We start from the raw sequence: 15,234 nt of genomic DNA on the forward strand, positions 1-15,234 counted from the left end.
CCCCTACCCTCGGCTCGTGACCCTGGCGACGGACCCTGCCCTCGAGGTGTTGAGCCGGGTCTTCGGCTACGACGCCTTCCGTGGCCCGCAGCAGCAGGTGGTCGAGCACGTGGTCGCCGGCGGGGACGCCCTGGTGCTGATGCCCACCGGCGGCGGCAAGTCGCTCTGCTACCAGGTCCCGGCGCTGCTGCGCGAGGGGGTGGGCGTCGTCGTCTCCCCGCTGATCGCGCTGATGCAGGACCAGGTCGACACCCTGCAGGCCCTCGGCGTCCGGGCCGGGTTCCTGAACTCCAGCCAGGACCGGGACGAGCGCCGGACCGTCGAGCAGGCCTTCCTCGCGAACGAGCTCGACCTGCTCTACGTGGCCCCGGAGTCCCTCGGTGGCGGCAACTCCCCCACCTCCCGGCTGCTGGAGCGCGGCACGATCGCGCTGTTCGCCATCGACGAGGCGCACTGCGTCGCCCAGTGGGGCCACGACTTCCGCCCGGACTACCTGGCGCTGTCGATGCTGCACGAGAAGTGGCCCGACGTCCCCCGCATCGCGCTGACCGCGACGGCCACCCCGCGCACGCACGCCGAGATCAGCACCCGACTGCAGCTGGACGACGCCCTGCACGTGGTCGCCGGGTTCGACCGCCCGAACATCCAGTACCGGATCGCGCCCAAGAACGAGCCGCGCAAGCAGCTGCTGGACCTACTGCGCACCGAGCACCCCGGCGACGCCGGGATCGTCTACTGCCTGTCCCGCTCCTCGGTGGAGACCACCGCGGACTTCCTGGTCAAGAACGGGGTCGCGGCCCTGCCGTACCACGCCGGGCTCGACCAACGGGTGCGCGCGCAGAACCAGTCCCGGTTCCTCCGCGAGGACGGCCTGGTGATGGTCGCGACCATCGCCTTCGGCATGGGCATCGACAAGCCCGACGTCCGCTTCGTCGCCCACCTCGACCTGCCCAAGTCGGTGGAGGGCTACTACCAGGAGACCGGCCGGGCCGGCCGCGACGGGCTGCCCTCGACCGCGTGGCTGGCCTACGGGCTGGCCGACGTGGTGCAGCAGCGCAAGATGATCGAGGGCTCGGACGGCGACCTCGCCCACCGCCGGGTGCTCTCCGCGCAGCTGGACGCGATGCTCGCGCTCTGCGAGACGGTGGAGTGCCGGCGGGTGCGGCTGCTGGCCCACTTCGGGCAGCAGGGCGAGCCGTGCGGCAACTGCGACACCTGCCTGGTCCCGCCGGAGTCCTGGGACGCGACCGTCCCGGCGCAGATGCTGTTGTCGACGGTGCTGCGGCTGCAGCGCGAGCGCGGCCAGTCCTTCGGGGCGGGCCAGTCGATCGACATCCTGCTGGGCAAGCGCACCGAGAAGGTCACCGCGAACGCCCACGACGAGCTGACCGTCTTCGGCATCGGCACCGACCTGGCCGAGGGGCAGTGGCGCGGCGTCGTCCGGCAGCTGCTCGCCCAGGGGCTGCTGGCGGTGCAGGGCGAGTACGGCACCCTGGCGCTCAACGAGGCCAGCGGGCCGGTGCTGCGCCGCGAGCAGACCGTGCTGATGCGCCGCGAGCCCGACCGCCCGGTGCGGTCCCGGTCCTCCCGCAGCACCAAGGCCGCGGTGGACCTGCCCGCCGCGGCGGCTCCGGCCTTCGAGCGACTGCGCGCCTGGCGGGCGGCCACCGCCAAGGAGCAGGGCGTGCCGGCCTACGTGGTCTTCCACGACGCGACGCTGCGCCAGATCGCCACCGACGAGCCGGCCCACGTCGCCGCGCTGGGCACGATCAGCGGCGTGGGTGCGGCCAAGCTGGAGAAGTACGGCGAGCAGTTGCTGGAGGCCCTGCGGGGCTAGTCGGTCAGGTCTCGGACGACGGCGTCGGCCAGCAGCCGGCCGCGGTCGGTGAGGACGGCGCGGCCCCCGGCATGGGGTGCCTGCTCGAGGAGGCCCTCCACCACGGCACCGGCCGCCCGGGCGCGGCCGACGTCGGACAGCGCGTCCAGCGGCAGACCGTCCCGCAGCCGGAGCCCCAGCATCACCCGCTCCAGCGCGCGGTCGGCGGCCGTCAGCTGTTCGGCGTCCGCGGCCGGGTGCTCGCCCGCGGCCAGCCGGCCGGCGTAGGCGGCGGGGTGCTTGACGTTCCACCAGCGCAGCCCGCCGACGTGGCTGTGCGCGCCCGGGCCGATGCCCCACCAGTGCGCATTCGCCCAGTACAGCTCGTTGTGCCGGCACCGCGCTGCGTCTCCGCGGGCCCAGTTGGACACCTCGTACCAGTCCAGCCCGGCGCCGCGGAGCACCCGGTCGGCCTGCTCGTAGCGGTCGGCGAGCACGTCGTCGTCGGGCATCGGCAGCTCGCCCCGGGCCACCCGGCGGGCCAGCTTGGTGCCCTGCTCGACGATGAGCGCGTAGGCGCTCACGTGGTCGACGGGGGCGTCGAGCACGGCGGCCAGCGACAGGTCCCAGTCGGCGTCGGTCTCGCCGGGGGCGCCGTAGATCAGGTCGAGGTTGACGTGCTCGAAACCGGCGGCGCGAGCCTCACGGGCGGCCTCGGCGGCGCGACCGGGGGTGTGCCGGCGGTCGAGGACGGCGAGCACGTGCGGTGCCGCGGACTGCATGCCCAGGCTGATCCGGGTGAAGCCACCGGCGCGCAGCACCGCGAGGGACTCCGGGGTGACCGACTCGGGATTGGCCTCGGTGGTGACCTCGACGTCCTCGGCGACCGGGAAGAGCTCCCGGGCCCGGTCGAGCACGGCGACCAGGTCGGCCGCGGGCAGCAGGGTCGGGGTGCCGCCGCCGACGAAGACCGTGCTGATCGTCGGCGGGGTGGGGCCGAGCACCCGCGCGGCCAGCTCGACCTCGGCGATGGCGGTCGCGGCGTACTCGCTGCGGTTGGCGCCCGGGCCCAGCTCGTCGGAGGTGTAGGTGTTGAAGTCGCAGTAACCGCAGCGCGTCGCGCAGAACGGCACGTGCAGGTAGAGCCCGAACGGCGTCGTCGGCAGCTCCGCGCGGGCGGCGTCGGAGAGCATCGCCGGGCCGGGCGGCAGGACGGGGGTCTGGCCCAGGACGGGCAGGGTGGTGGTCATCGCTGGGCCCAGTGTCCCCTCCCCCGGCAGGATGGGGCGCGTGACCGACTCAGTGCTGCACGTCGAGGTGTCCCGCGGCGTCGCCACCCTCACCCTGGACTCCCCCGCGAACCGCAACGCCCTCTCCCGGGCGATGCGGGCGCAGCTCCGGCAGGCGCTGGCGGACGCGCTGGCCGACGACGCCGTCCGGGTCGTCGTGCTCGACCACACCGGCCGGGTGTTCTGCTCCGGCATGGACCTGTCCGAGGCCGCCGGCGGCGCAGCGGCCGACCAGGGCGTCAACGAGTTCCCCGAGCTGCTGGCCACGCTCTGGCACTCCCCCAAGCCGGTGCTGGCCGCCGTCCGCGGTCCGGCCCGGGCCGGTGGGGTGGGTCTGCTCGCGGCGTGCGACGTCGTCGTGGCGGGCGCGTCGGCCACGTTCGGCTTCGCCGAGGTGCGGATCGGCGTCGTCCCCGCCGTCATCTCCGCGGTCTGCCGCCCGCGGATGACCGCCCACACGGTGCACCGGCTGATGCTCACCGGCGAGGTGTTCGACGCCGCCACCGCCGCGCAGGCCGGTCTGGTGGACCTCGCAGTCGCCGACGACGCGGTGACCGACACCGTGGCCGCGCAGGTGCGGGCCCTGGCCGCCGGTGCGCCGCTCGCGCTGGCCGAGACCAAGCGGCTGCTGCGCTCGGGCACCGAGCTGGACTTCGAGCCGCTGCTGGCGACCTCGGCCCGGTTCTTCGCCTCCGCCGAGGGCCAGGAGGGCATCGCGGCGTTCCGGGAGAAGCGCCCAGCGTCCTGGGTGCCCACCGACTGACCCTTGCCCCGGGGCGGCGGCAGCGGGACCCTGCGGGCATGAGCGAGGACCCGCGGGCGGCGTTCCGCACCCTGCCCGGCCCGGTGCACCCCGACGAGCTGGTCGAGACGTCCGCCGCGCCCCCGGCTGTTCCGGTCCCCGACGAGGGCGAGCTCGAGCGGGCCTGGCGCACCGTGCTGCTGGGCGCCGGCGGCTGACCTCAGTCCAGCCGGCGCACCAGGTAGCGGACGTCGTCCACCGCGTCGCGTTCCACGCCGTCCGCGTCGGTGTAGGAGTACGCGTCGGCGTAGGCCAGGCCGGTGTCGAGGAACCCCAGCCGGAGGTAGAGCCTCGCGGCTTCCGGGTTGTCCAGGCCCACCCCGATGCCGATGCGCGCGTGCCCGGCTGCGGAGGCGCGCGTGCAGGCGTCCGCGACCAGCGCGGTGCCGTGCCCGTTCCCCCGCTCGTCGGGGTGCACCTGCAGGTTGCTGACCTCGGGCATCCCGGGCCACCGTTCGGCGACGACGGCGTCGCGCGGCGCCCAGCGAAGCAGCCCAGTGCCCACGACCCGCCCGCCGACCTCGGCGACCAGCAGCAGACAGGAGCCCTCGGCCTGGGCGGTGAGGTGCGCGGGGTAGACGTCGGCCGGTGCGGCCATCACACGCGTCAGTGAGTCGGCCTCAGTAGGTGCACCGAGCCGGACGACGGTCCTCAGCGCAGCCGCCGGGTCGCGTCGCCGAGGCGCTCGGTGACCCCGCGGGCGTCCAGCCACTCGGCCAGCGGGACGGCGACCCGGCGGCTGGTGCCCCACGCCTGCTTCGCCTGGCTGAGGGTGAAGGGCTGGGGCACGGCAGCCAGCGCCGTTCGGGCCCGCTGCTCGACGCCCGGCGCCAGGTAGACGCCGTCGGCGATCCGGACCAGCTGCCCGTCGCGCACGGCCGCGGCCAGCTCACGGGCGCCCAGGCCTGCGGCAGCCAGCGCCTCGGTGTCCGGAGCCGCGAACGGCTCTGCGGCCAGCCGGGCGAGGATCCCCGTGACCGCTCGCTGCACCGGCTCGGGCAGACCGGAGTCCGCGGCCACCACCCGGCCCTCGCGCAGGGTCAGCGGGGCCCGCACCAGCCCGGCCACCAGCTCGGCGTCGGGCAGGTCCAGTGCGCTGCGCAGCACCGCGGTCGGCGGGCCGGGCTCCAGCGGGCGCAGCTGGCGGTACCGGGCGACGACGGCGGGCACCCAGGCGGCCAGCTCGTCGGCGAGGCCGGGTGCGAGCAGCCAGCGGCCGACGGTCGTGGCGCCCTCGGGGACCGGCCAGCCCATCGCCTCGAACTCGGCGCGCACCACCACCCGCCGGCGGGTGAGATCGGCGAGCGCGCCGGCCTCCGCGGTGTCCGAGGCCGCGAGGTCCCCGGCCCGGGCGGCAGCGGCCCCCCGGCGGCGGAGCGCGGGCGGGTCGACGTCCCGGACGTCCGCGCCGTGCACCCGGCGGGCACCGGGGTCACGCAGGATCAACCGGTCCCCGACCCGCAACGGCAGGGGGTGCACCAGCCGCAGCCGGAGCGCGGCGTCGTCCAGCGGCCGGACCCGGGCGGCCACGGTGGCCGAGCCGACGTGCACCACCAGCTCGGCGGGCAGCCGGTCCTCGACCGGGTGCACCAGGGTCACGTCGAGCTCGTCGGTCTCGCGGAACGCCGCCGGGGTGAGCAGTGCGTCGCCCCGGGACAGGTCCTCCACGGCGACGCCGCGCAGGTTCAGTGCCACCCGGGCGGTCGCGCTCGCCTCCTCGACCTGCTCGCCCAGGGAGTGCAGACCCCGCACGGAGACGTCCCGCCCACCGAGCACCAGCCGGTCGCCGGTGCGCACCGTGCCCGCGGCCAGCGTGCCGGTGACGACGGTGCCGGCGCCGCGGATGCTGAACGCCCGGTCGACCCAGAGCCGGACCGGCGCGGTGGTGTCCGGCGCAGGCAGCCCGGCGAGCAGCCGCTCCAGCGCCGCGGCGACGGCCGGGACGCCGTCCCCGGTGCGGGCGCTGACCGCGACGCCGGGCACCTCCCCGAGCGAGGTCTCGGCCAGCCGGGCACGGGCGTCGGCGAGCACCGGCGCGGGGTCGCCCAGGTCGGCCTTGGTGACCACCAGCAGCCCGTGCCGCACGCCGAGGGCGTCGAGGACCGCGACGTGCTCGGCGGTCTGCGCACTCCAGCCGTCGTCGGCGGCGACCACGATCAGCGCGGCGGGCACCGAGCCGACCCCGGCGAGCATGTTCCCGACGAACTTCTCGTGGCCGGGCACGTCGACCACAGCCACCGTGCGGCCGGAGTCCAGCGTCGTCCAGGCGAACCCGAGGTCGATGGTCAGCCCACGGCGACGCTCCTCCTCCCACCGGTCGGGCTCCATGCCGGTCAGCGCCCGGACCAGCGTCGACTTGCCGTGGTCGACGTGCCCTGCGGTGGCGACTACCTGCACGCGAGCACCGCTGCGACCAGGGCCTCGTCGTCGGCCGGGTCGAGGCTGCGCAGGTCGAGCAGGGTGCGGCCCTCGGCGGTGTAGCCGACGACCGGCGGGCTGCCGTGCCGCAGCGGCTCGGCGAGCGACGCCGGCAGCGAGACCGCGACGCTGGGCAGCTCGAACTCCGGTGCCCCTCCCCCGCCGACGCGGGCGCCGGCCTCGACCACGAGCGCATCGCCGCCCAGGGCCGCGACCACCGCCTCGGCCCGGGTGCGCAGCTCGGACACGTCGACGGCGAGCATCCGCTGCACCGGTGGCTGCGGGCCGCGCAGCGTGGCCTCCAGTGCGGCCAGCGTCGTCTTGTCCACCCGCAGTGCCCGGTAGAGCGGGTGCCGGCGCAGCCGCTGGACCAGGTCGGCACGGCCCAAGACCAGTCCGGCCTGCGGACCGCCGAGCAGCTTGTCCCCGCTGCACAGGACCAGGTCCGCGCCGTCGGCGAGGGTGGTCTGCAGGTCGGGCTCGTCGGGCAGCGCGGGGTGCGGACGCAGCAGTCCCGAGCCGACGTCGGCGACCACCGGCACGTCGACGGCGGCGGCCAGCTCGGCGACCTCGACCGACCGGGTGAAGCCGCGGACGACGAAGTTCGACGGGTGGATCTTCATCACCGCACCGGTCTGCGGCCCGACCGCGGCGGTGTAGTCGTCGACGGTGACCCGGTTCGTCGTCCCCACCTCGCGCAGGCGCGCGCCGGTGGACTCCAGCAGGTCCGGGATGCGGAACCCGTCGCCGATCTCCACCAGCTCACCGCGGGCCACGACCAGCTCACCGCCCAGCGCGGTGGCGACCAGGGCGAGGGCGGCGGCGCAGTTGTTGACCACGATCGCCGCCTCGGCGGCCGGGACCGCGGCCAGCAGGGCACCGATCGCGCCCTCCCCGCGCGGCCCGCGGCGGCCGGTGCCGAGGTCCAGCTCGACGTCGGTGGTGCCGCTGGCCGCGACGACCGCCTCGACCGCGGCCGTCGACCACGGGGCCCGGCCGAGGTTGGTGTGCACCAGCACCCCGGTCGCGTTGAGCACCCGGTGCAGGCTGGACGCCGTCCCGGGCAGGGCGGCCAGCACCGCGTCGGCGGCGTCGTCCGGCGGCAGGTCACCGGTGCGCACCCGCTGCTGCACGTCCTGCACGACGGCCTTGACCAGGTCGCGGCCGAGGCGGTCGGCGGCTGCGGCCACCCGGGGCTCGGCGAGCAGGGCGTCGGTGCGCGGCACGAGGCGGCGGGGGTCGGTCGTCATCTCTCCCGGGGTGGGCTGTGGCGGAGGCGGACGGGAATCGAACCCGCCTGACCCGGGTACCGGGCCACGTCGGCTTTAGAGGCCGCGGGGGTCACCAGACACCCTGACGCCTCCGCTGGTGAGAGTACGTACGGTCGGGTCATGACGGCGACCGCGATCCGGCTGACCCAGTTCGCCCACGGCGGGGGCTGCGCCTGCAAGATCCCGCCCGGTGAGCTGGAGGCGGTCGTCGCCGGCCTCACCCACACCGGCCCGACCGACCCCGCCGCCGAACTCGTGGTCGGTCTGGACGACGGCGACGACGCGGCGGTGGTGCGCATCGCCGGCGGGCAGGGCCTCGTGCTCACCACCGACTTCTTCACCCCCGTGGTCGACGACGCGTACACCTTCGGGAAGATCGCCGCGGCCAACGCGCTGAGCGACGTCTACGCCATGGGCGGCACCCCGGTGGTCGCGGTGAACCTGCTGGGCTGGCCCCGCGACGTGCTGCCGGTCGAGCTGGCCGCCGAGGTGCTCCGCGGCGGGCTGGAGGTCGCCCAGGCCGCCGGCTGCCACGTCGGCGGCGGGCACTCCATCGACTCCCCCGAGCCCACCTACGGCATGGCGGTCACCGGCCTGGTCGACCTCGAGCGGCTGATCCGCAACGACGCCGCCGTGGCCGGCACCCCGATCTCGCTGACCAAGCCCCTGGGCGTGGGCACCTTGAACAACCGGATGAAGGCCACCGGGGAGCCCTCCCCGGAGGCGATCGACTCGATGTCCCGGCTCAACGCCGAGGCCTCCGTCGCCGCGGTCGCCGCCGGGATCCGGGCCGGCACCGACGTCACCGGGTTCGGCCTGCTCGGCCACCTCTACAAGATGGCCCGGGCCAGCGGGGTCACGGCCGTGGTGGACGCCGCCGCCGTCCCCTACCTGGCCGGCGCCCGGCAGTCCGTCGCCGACGGGTACGTCTCCGGCGGGACCCGCCGCAACCTGGACTGGGTGCGCCCGCACACCGACCTCACCGCCTGCTCCGAGGACGACGCGCTGCTGCTCGCCGACGCGCAGACCTCCGGCGGGCTGCTGCTGGCCGGTGAGGTGCCCGGCGCCCCGGTGATCGGGGAGTTCGTGCCCGCGCAGGAGCACGCCGTCGTCATCAGGTGACCCACGTCGCACCGGGTCGGGCCGGGCGTTAGCGTCGGGCCATGCTGGCAGCCTTCGTGTCCACCCCGTCCCCCGACGACCCGCTCTCGGTGCTGGAGGTCGGCGAACGCCCGGCCCCCGAGGCCCCCGACGGCTGGGTGACGATCGACGTCAAGGCCGCCTCGCTCAACCACCACGACGTCTTCAGCCTGCGCGGGGTCGGCCTTCCCGCGGAGAAGATGCCGATGATCCTGGGCTGCGACGCCGCCGGCACCGACCCCGACGGCAACGAGGTCGTCGTGCACGCGGTCATCAGCTCCCCCGACTGGCGGGGCGACGAGACACTGGACCCCAAGCGCTCGCTGCTCAGCGAGAAGCACCAGGGCACGCTGGCCCAGCAGGTCGTCGTCCCCCGCGGGAACGTGCTGCCCAAGCCGGCCGAGCTGTCCTTCGCCGAGGCCGCCTGCCTGCCCACCGCCTGGCTGACCGCCTACCGGATGCTGTTCGTGAAGTCAGGCCTGCGCCCGGGGCAGACCGTGCTGGTGCAGGGCGCCTCCGGCGGCGTGGCGACGGCGCTGATCGTGCTCGGCTCGCACGCCGGCTTCCGGGTGTGGGTGACCGGGCGCAGCGAGGAGAAGCGCGCCGCAGCCGTCGCTCTCGGCGCCGACCAGGCCTTCGAGACCGGCGCCCGGCTCCCCGGCCGGGTCGACGCGGTCATGGAGACCGTCGGCAAGGCCACCTGGTCGCACAGCGTCAAGTCCCTCAAGCCCGGCGGCACCCTTGTCGTCTCGGGCGCCACGACGGGCTTCGACCCCTCCGCCGAGCTCAACCGGGTCTTCTTCACCCAGCTCTCGGTGGTCGGGTCCACCATGGGCACCCGCACCGAGCTGGAGTCCCTGATCCAGTTCTGCGCCACCGCCGGCGTCCGCCCGCTCATCGACGTCGAGATGCCGCTGGCCGATGCCCGCGACGGCTTCGCCCGGATGGTCGAGGGCCGCACCGCCGGGAAGATCGTCTTCACCGTCTGACCCCTGAGCGTTGATCAGGGTCCCTGATCAACGTGCGTCCTCCCGCGCCAACGTCCACGAGGGAGGACGCACGTCGGTGCAGGACCCTGATCAACGCTTCGGTAGGGGCCCCCGCAGCAGGAGGACGGCGGCGACGGCGGCCAGGGCGGCGGCGATCGCGGCGCCGGCGAAGACGGTGTGCAGCTGGGTGAGGACGGCGGCGTCGGTGGCGGCCTCGTAGGCCGGGCAGGTGGTGGGGCTGGTCGGGCACGTGACCAGCGGGCTGGGGATCTCGGCCACCGCGGCGGTGAACCGGCGGAGCGCGATCGCGGTCAGCAGCGACAGCCCGACGAGCATCCCGACGGTCCGGGAGACGACGACCAGCGCGCTCGCGCTGCCGTGCACCCGCTGCGGGGTGACCGCCAGGAGCACGGCGCTGACCGGGGCGACCGCCAGCCCGAAGCCGAGCCCGGCGGCCAGCAGCGCGGCGGTCGACGTCCAGGAGTCCAGCGCCGTGGCATCCCAGCGACCCATCGCCACGAAGGCGACCGCGGCCACCGCCATCCCGGCACCGGCCACCCACCGCGGGCCGACGACCCGGCACAGCCAGCCACCGGCCACCGCGCCGACCGGGACGGCGACGAGCAGCTCCACCAGGACCAGCGCGGCGCCCAGCTGGTCGGTCGCGGTGGTGGCCCGGGCGAACAGCGGGACGTCGACCAGCGCCGCCACCAGCGCGACGCCGACCAGCAGGTTCACCAGCAGCGCCCCCCACGCGCCGACCGGCCGCAGGTCACCGAGGGGCACGAGCGGGTCCGCCGTCCGGCGCTCGTGCAGCACGAACACCACCGCCGCGACCGCCGCCAGCGGCAGGAGCACCGGCCCGTGCGCGACCACCTCCGATGCCGGGTCGGCGGCGGCGAACGCCCACACCAGGCTGCCGAGCGCGACGACGACCAGCACCGCTCCGAGCAGGTCCACCTCGCGGGCGAGCCGCGGCAGCCCGCGCAGCGGGAGCACGGGGTGCGCCGCCGCCGCCGACCGGGCCAGCACCCCGACGGTCGCGAGCACGGCGACGAGCACCAGCGGCGTCGTCCAGCCCGGGCCGGCCAGCGGCACCCAGGCCAGCCCGAGGGTGACGTCGGTGGCCAGCGCGTCGGGCTCGCCGAGCTGCAGGGCCAACGCCGCCGCGGCGAGCACCGCGAGCGCCGTGCCGACGACGTCCCGGCCCTCCCGGGGAGGCCCGGTCACCCGCAGCGCGACCGCGAGCCCGACCCCCAGGACGAGGTTGAGCCAGAAGATCCCGCGCCAGTCGGTGACGGCCAGCACGGCGGCCCCGGCGAGCGGCCCGAGGACGGCGCCGGCCTCCTGCACCGCACCGACCACGCCCAACGGCACCGCTCGGCGCTCCGGCGGCCACCGGTCGGCGACCAGCGCGAACGTGGCCGGCACCAGCCCGCCGGCGCCCACGCCCTGGAGTCCGCGGCCGAGCACGGCCGGCCCCAGGTCGACCGCGGTGGCGGTCAGCAACGAGCCGAGTGCGAACAGCAGCAGACAGCCGACCAGCACCGGCAGCCGTCCGCGGAGGTCGGCGAGCCGGCCGAGCAGGGGCAGCGTGGCGGTGTAGCCGAGCAGGAACCCGCCGACGATCGGGGTGGCCCGCTGGAGCTGGTCCAGCCCGACCCCGACGCCGGTGAGGATGTCGGGCAGGGCCAGGACGACGACGTAGGTGTCGGCGGCCGACACCAGGACGGCGAGGGTCGCCAGGGCGAGGGTGGCCCGCCCGGGCGCCCGGACGTCAGCCGGTGGGGGGTGCGGTGATCTGGACATCGGCCCCGAAGTCGGACAGGACGATCGTGTAGCCGCCCGCGTCGTCGGCGGTGAAGAACGGCCCGGTCAACGCCACCTCGCGCAGTTCGCCGGAGTCCGTCGCGATCGAGAACACCGCGTCCACCGGCTGCGACGGGTCCTCGGTGGTCAGCAGCGACTCCACCAGGTCACCGGGCAGCGACCCGGTGACCTCCCGGACGACCTCGCCGTCCACCCGGGACTCCTCACCCAGCTCCGGGGACTCGACCGCGGTCAGCAGCTGGGAGATGCCGTCGTCGGGGTCGATGAGCGCGCCGGGGTCGCCGAAGCCGAGGGTCGCCGGGTCCACCACGCTGAAGCCGCTGGTGAGGGGGAGCTGGGCGTAGACGGTGCCGTCGACCGACACGACCTGCGCGTCGACCGAGCTGCCCAGCGCCTGGACCTGCAGGGTGCCCTCGAAGGAGGCCGGCCGGGCGATGTCGCCCTCGCCGCCGAGCACCGCGGTGCCCCCGCTGGGCGCGCCGTCGCTGGTGAGCACGAAGTGCACGCTGGACGTGGCGTCCAGGGTGGTCTTGGCCCGGGCGAGGAGGTCGCCGGCCGACTCGTCGCTGCCGCCGCCGCAGGCCGCCGTCACCAGGGCGCTGAGCAGCAGCACCGCCGTCGTCCGCACCCGCACGTGTCCCTCCCCCGCGCCCCCCGCTGGGGCCCGGGCGGACAGTAGCGCGGGCTCAGGCCCGCAGGGCCGCGATCCGGGCGGAGAGCTTGGCGCGGTCCTTGTCCGGGACGGCGGCCAGCGCGGGCTCGACCTCCACCAGGCGGGCGCGCTGGGTGGTCAGCGCCCGGAACAGCAGGCCGGTGGTCACCCCGTGGTCGGGCCGGGAGAGCACCTGGACGGCGTCGCCGGCACCGATCTCCCCGGTCTGCAGCACCCGCAGGTAGGCACCCGACGCCCCGTGCGCGGTGAACCGCTTGACCAGGTCGGGCACGTCCCAGAAGCGGGCGAAGTTCGCGCACGGGATGCGCGGTGCGGTCACCTCGAACACCGCCGAGCCGACGGCCCACCGCTCGCCGAGGACGGCGTTCGTCAGGTCCAGGCCGGTGGTGCGCAGGTTCTCCCCGAACGCACCGGCCGGGAGCTCCCGGTCCAGCTCGGTCTGCCACCAGTCGGCGTCGGCCTGGGCGTAGGCGTAGACCGCCTGGCCCTCGCCGCCGTGGTGCTTGCGGTTGACCTGCCGGTCGCCGTCCAGGGTCTCCTCGAGGACGGCGACCCGGCCGTCGACCGGGCGCTTGTGGATGCCCGACGTCGAGGGGCGCTTGCCCGGCAGCGGGTGGAGGTCCGCACCGGACACGCAGACCGCCTCGAGCCGGCCGGTCACTTCTTCGCGGGCTCGGCGTTGGAGAGCGCGGCCACGAAGGCCTCCTGGGGGACCTCGACGCGGCCGACCATCTTCATCCGCTTCTTGCCCTCCTTCTGCTTCTCCAGCAGCTTGCGCTTGCGGGTGATGTCACCGCCGTAGCACTTGGCCAGCACGTCCTTGCGGATCGCGCGGACGGTCTCGCGGGCGATGACCCGGGCGCCGATGGCGGCCTGGATGGGCACCTCGAACTGCTGGCGCGGGATGAGCTCGCGCAGCTTGCCGGCCATCATCACGCCGTAGCCGTAGGACTTGTCCCGGTGCACGATCGCGGAGAACGCGTCGACGGCCTCGCCCTGCAGCAGGATGTCGACCTTGACCAGGTCGGCCTCCTGTTCGCCGGCCTCGGCGTAGTCCAGGCTGGCGTAGCCCCGGGTGCGGGACTTCAGCGAGTCGAAGAAGTCGAAGATGATCTCACCCAGCGGCAGCGTGTAGCGGAGCTCGACGCGGGACTCGGACAGGTAGTCCATCCCGGTCAGCGAGCCGCGTCGGCCCTGGCAGAGCTCCATGATCGTGCCGGTGTAGTCGCTGGGGGCGATCACCGTGGCGTTCACGATCGGCTCGTAGATCTTCTCCATCTTCCCGTGCGGCCAGTCGCTGGGGTTGGTGACGACGTGCTCGCTGCCGTCCTCCATCACCACCCGGTAGACGACGTTGGGCGCGGTGGAGATGAGGCTCAGGCCGCTCTCGCGCTCGAGACGCTCGCGGACGATCTCCAGGTGCAGCAGGCCCAGGAAGCCGACCCGGAAGCCGAAGCCCAGCGCCGCCGACGTCTCGGGCTCGTAGACCAGCGCGGCGTCGTTGAGCAGCAGCTTGTCCAGGGACTCACGCAGCAGCTGGTACTCGCTGCCGTCGATCGGGTAGAGCCCGGAGTAGACCATCGGGTTGGGGTCGCGGTACCCGCCGAGGGACTCGGTCGCTGCCGCGTGCTGCAGGGTCACGGTGTCCCCGACCCGGGACTGGCGCACGTCCTTCACCCCGGTGATGAAGTACCCCACCTCGCCGACGCCGAGGCTCTCCACCGGCTTGGGCTCGGGGCTGATGACGCCGATCTCCAGCAGCTCGTGGGTGACGTTGTTGCTCATCATCTTGATCCGCTCGCGGCCGGAGATCCGGCCGTCGACGACGCGGACGTAGGTGATGACCCCGCGGTAGATGTCGTAGACGGAGTCGAAGATCAGCGCCCGGGCCGGACCGTCGGCGTTGCCGGTGGGGGCCGGGATCTTCTCCACGATCATGTCCAGCAGCTCGGGCACGCCCTCGCCGGTCTTGCCGCTGACCCGCAGCACGTCGTCGGGGTCGCAGCCGATGATGTGCGCGATCTCGGCGGCGAACTTCTCCGGCTGCGCCGCCGGCAGGTCGATCTTGTTGAGCACCGGGATGATCGTCAGGTTGTTCTCGATGGCCAGGTACAGGTTGGCCAGCGTCTGCGCCTCGATGCCCTGGGCGGCGTCGACCAGCAGCACGGCACCCTCGCAGGCGGCCAGCGAGCGGGACACCTCGTAGGTGAAGTCCACGTGGCCCGGGGTGTCGATCATGTCGAGCACGAACTCGGTGCCCACGTGCTCACCGGTCCGGGGGGTCCACGGCAGCCGCACGTTCTGGCTCTTGATGGTGATCCCGCGCTCGCGCTCGATGTCCATCCGGTCGAGGTACTGGGCGCGCATGTTGCGCCCCTCGACGATGCCGGTCACCTCGAGCATCCGATCGGCCAACGTCGACTTGCCGTGGTCGATGTGGGCGATGATGCAGAAGTTCCGGATGCGGGTCGGGTCGGTGCGGGCGGGTGCAGTCACAGTGCTGCCATGGTCCCACGTCCCGACGACGACGTGACCGCTCACCTCCGGTGTCGCCGTGGGCCGGAGCACCCGGTGCGACCTGGTGGGCGCTCCCAGGTCCCTGGTATCTTGTGAGACCGGTCCTGTGGTGCGTCCTGCGCTGCCGCGGACGCACTGTCAGAAGTACCCCTCCCTCCGAACACCCTGAGGCTCACGCGTGGCGAACATCAAGTCCCAGATCAAGCGGATCAAGACCAACGAGATCGCGCGCAAGCGCAACGTCGCGGTCCGTTCCGCCCTGAAGACGTCGGTCCGACGCTTCCACAAGGCTGCCGGCACCGGCGACGCCGAGGCTGCCAACGCGGCGCTGCTGACCGTCTCGAAGGCGCTCGACAAGGCCGCGAGCAAGGGCGTCATCCACAAGAACCAGGCTGCGAACCGCAAGTCGGCGCTGGCCAAGCAGGCCGCCAGCATCTGACGCGACGTCCGCGGCCCCCGGCCGCGGCGCGCTCCCGACGAGCCCCCTCC

General features: G+C 74.5%; 14 protein-coding genes and 1 tRNA gene. 6 read left to right on the top strand and 9 right to left on the bottom strand.

Translation table 11 applies throughout. The features are described from left to right. Window positions 1-16 precede the first annotated feature (16 nt). Window positions 17-1,837 (top strand): DNA helicase RecQ, encoded by a 1,821-nt coding sequence (gene recQ / locus ASG36_RS02535; RefSeq protein ID WP_200944310.1) that lies wholly within the window; start codon window positions 17-19, stop codon window positions 1,835-1,837. On the opposite strand, the gene hemW is transcribed toward recQ, so the two are convergent. Next, window positions 1,834-3,066 carry a radical SAM family heme chaperone HemW gene (gene hemW, locus ASG36_RS02540; RefSeq protein ID WP_082522730.1) on the bottom strand — a complete coding sequence of 411 codons (1,233 nt, stop codon included), beginning with the start codon at window positions 3,064-3,066 and terminating at the stop codon, window positions 1,834-1,836. The genes recQ and hemW overlap by 4 nt on opposite strands. 40 nt (window positions 3,067-3,106) lie before the next feature. Here hemW and ASG36_RS02545 point away from each other — a divergent pair, with 40 nt between their 5' ends. Together ASG36_RS02545 and ASG36_RS21720 are read left to right on the top strand one after the other, a co-directional pair. Beyond that, window positions 3,107-3,868, top strand: a complete 762-nt coding sequence (locus ASG36_RS02545; protein ID WP_055759047.1) for an enoyl-CoA hydratase-related protein — start codon at window positions 3,107-3,109, stop codon at window positions 3,866-3,868. A gap of 38 nt (window positions 3,869-3,906) precedes the next feature. Continuing rightward, window positions 3,907-4,065: a hypothetical protein gene (locus ASG36_RS21720; protein WP_157498520.1), complete on the top strand. Its 159-nt coding sequence runs from the start codon at window positions 3,907-3,909 to the stop codon at window positions 4,063-4,065. A 2-nt stretch (window positions 4,066-4,067) separates the two neighbouring features. On the opposite strand, the gene ASG36_RS02550 is transcribed toward ASG36_RS21720, so the two are convergent. The 4 genes from ASG36_RS02550 to ASG36_RS21725 form a co-directional block, all read right to left on the bottom strand. Then, window positions 4,068-4,505: a GNAT family N-acetyltransferase gene (locus tag ASG36_RS02550; RefSeq protein ID WP_157498522.1), complete on the bottom strand. Its 438-nt coding sequence runs from the start codon at window positions 4,503-4,505 to the stop codon at window positions 4,068-4,070. A 53-nt stretch (window positions 4,506-4,558) separates the two neighbouring features. After that, the gene (gene selB / locus ASG36_RS02555) at window positions 4,559-6,304 is read right to left on the bottom strand and encodes a selenocysteine-specific translation elongation factor (RefSeq protein WP_055759053.1); all 1,746 of its coding nucleotides are present in this window, start codon (window positions 6,302-6,304) and stop codon (window positions 4,559-4,561) included. Further along, on the bottom strand, window positions 6,295-7,575 hold the full coding sequence (gene selA, locus ASG36_RS02560; protein WP_055759055.1) for an L-seryl-tRNA(Sec) selenium transferase: 1,281 nt from the start codon (window positions 7,573-7,575) through the stop codon (window positions 6,295-6,297). Before selA ends, selB begins: the two co-directional genes overlap by 10 nt. Before the next feature lie 18 nt (window positions 7,576-7,593). Next, window positions 7,594-7,689: transfer RNA gene (locus tag ASG36_RS21725), tRNA-OTHER, on the bottom strand. 27 nt (window positions 7,690-7,716) lie between these two features. Between ASG36_RS21725 and selD the strand changes: the two genes are divergently transcribed. Continuing rightward, the gene (gene selD, locus ASG36_RS02565; RefSeq protein WP_055759058.1) at window positions 7,717-8,718 is read left to right on the top strand and encodes a selenide, water dikinase SelD; all 1,002 of its coding nucleotides are present in this window, start codon (window positions 7,717-7,719) and stop codon (window positions 8,716-8,718) included. 41 nt (window positions 8,719-8,759) lie between these two features. Then, window positions 8,760-9,725, top strand: a complete 966-nt coding sequence (locus ASG36_RS02570; RefSeq protein ID WP_055759063.1) for a zinc-binding dehydrogenase — start codon at window positions 8,760-8,762, stop codon at window positions 9,723-9,725. A gap of 90 nt (window positions 9,726-9,815) precedes the next feature. On the opposite strand, the gene ASG36_RS02575 is transcribed toward ASG36_RS02570, so the two are convergent. The 4 genes from ASG36_RS02575 to lepA are packed head-to-tail and all read right to left on the bottom strand — an operon-like array spanning window position 9,816 to window position 14,724. Beyond that, on the bottom strand, window positions 9,816-11,534 hold the full coding sequence (locus ASG36_RS02575) for an MFS transporter (protein ID WP_055759066.1): 1,719 nt from the start codon (window positions 11,532-11,534) through the stop codon (window positions 9,816-9,818). Continuing rightward, the gene (locus ASG36_RS02580; RefSeq protein WP_055759069.1) at window positions 11,503-12,189 is read right to left on the bottom strand and encodes an LppX_LprAFG lipoprotein; all 687 of its coding nucleotides are present in this window, start codon (window positions 12,187-12,189) and stop codon (window positions 11,503-11,505) included. The genes ASG36_RS02575 and ASG36_RS02580 overlap by 32 nt, the downstream gene beginning before the upstream one ends. 52 nt (window positions 12,190-12,241) lie before the next feature. Further along, a complete protein-coding gene (locus ASG36_RS02585; RefSeq protein WP_055759072.1) occupies window positions 12,242-12,889 on the bottom strand; it encodes an MOSC domain-containing protein in 648 nt (215 codons plus the stop codon). Further along, window positions 12,886-14,724, bottom strand: coding sequence for a translation elongation factor 4 (lepA, locus tag ASG36_RS02590; protein WP_055759075.1), 1,839 nt, complete (start codon window positions 14,722-14,724; stop codon window positions 12,886-12,888). The genes ASG36_RS02585 and lepA overlap by 4 nt, the downstream gene beginning before the upstream one ends. 199 nt (window positions 14,725-14,923) lie before the next feature. Here lepA and rpsT point away from each other — a divergent pair, with 199 nt between their 5' ends. Beyond that, the gene (rpsT, locus tag ASG36_RS02595; protein ID WP_055759078.1) at window positions 14,924-15,184 is read left to right on the top strand and encodes a 30S ribosomal protein S20; all 261 of its coding nucleotides are present in this window, start codon (window positions 14,924-14,926) and stop codon (window positions 15,182-15,184) included. The last annotated feature ends 50 nt before the right edge of the window (window positions 15,185-15,234 follow it).

Source organism: Geodermatophilus sp. Leaf369, assembly GCF_001424455.1.
Taxonomy (GTDB): Bacteria; Actinomycetota; Actinomycetes; order Mycobacteriales; family Geodermatophilaceae; genus Klenkia.

Excerpts from the sequence above, each read along its gene's own strand:
- selD (WP_055759058.1), top strand. The coding sequence starts at position 7,717 with ATGACGGCGACCGCGATCCGGCTGACCCAGTTCGCCCACGGCGGGGGC.
- ASG36_RS02550 (WP_157498522.1), bottom strand. The coding sequence starts at position 4,505 with ATGGCCGCACCGGCCGACGTCTACCCCGCGCACCTCACCGCCCAGGCC.
- ASG36_RS21720 (WP_157498520.1), top strand. The coding sequence starts at position 3,907 with ATGAGCGAGGACCCGCGGGCGGCGTTCCGCACCCTGCCCGGCCCGGTG.
- ASG36_RS02575 (WP_055759066.1), bottom strand. The coding sequence starts at position 11,534 with ATGTCCAGATCACCGCACCCCCCACCGGCTGACGTCCGGGCGCCCGGG.
- selA (WP_055759055.1), bottom strand. The coding sequence starts at position 7,575 with ATGACGACCGACCCCCGCCGCCTCGTGCCGCGCACCGACGCCCTGCTC.
- ASG36_RS02570 (WP_055759063.1), top strand. The coding sequence starts at position 8,760 with ATGCTGGCAGCCTTCGTGTCCACCCCGTCCCCCGACGACCCGCTCTCG.
- hemW (WP_082522730.1), bottom strand. The coding sequence starts at position 3,066 with ATGACCACCACCCTGCCCGTCCTGGGCCAGACCCCCGTCCTGCCGCCC.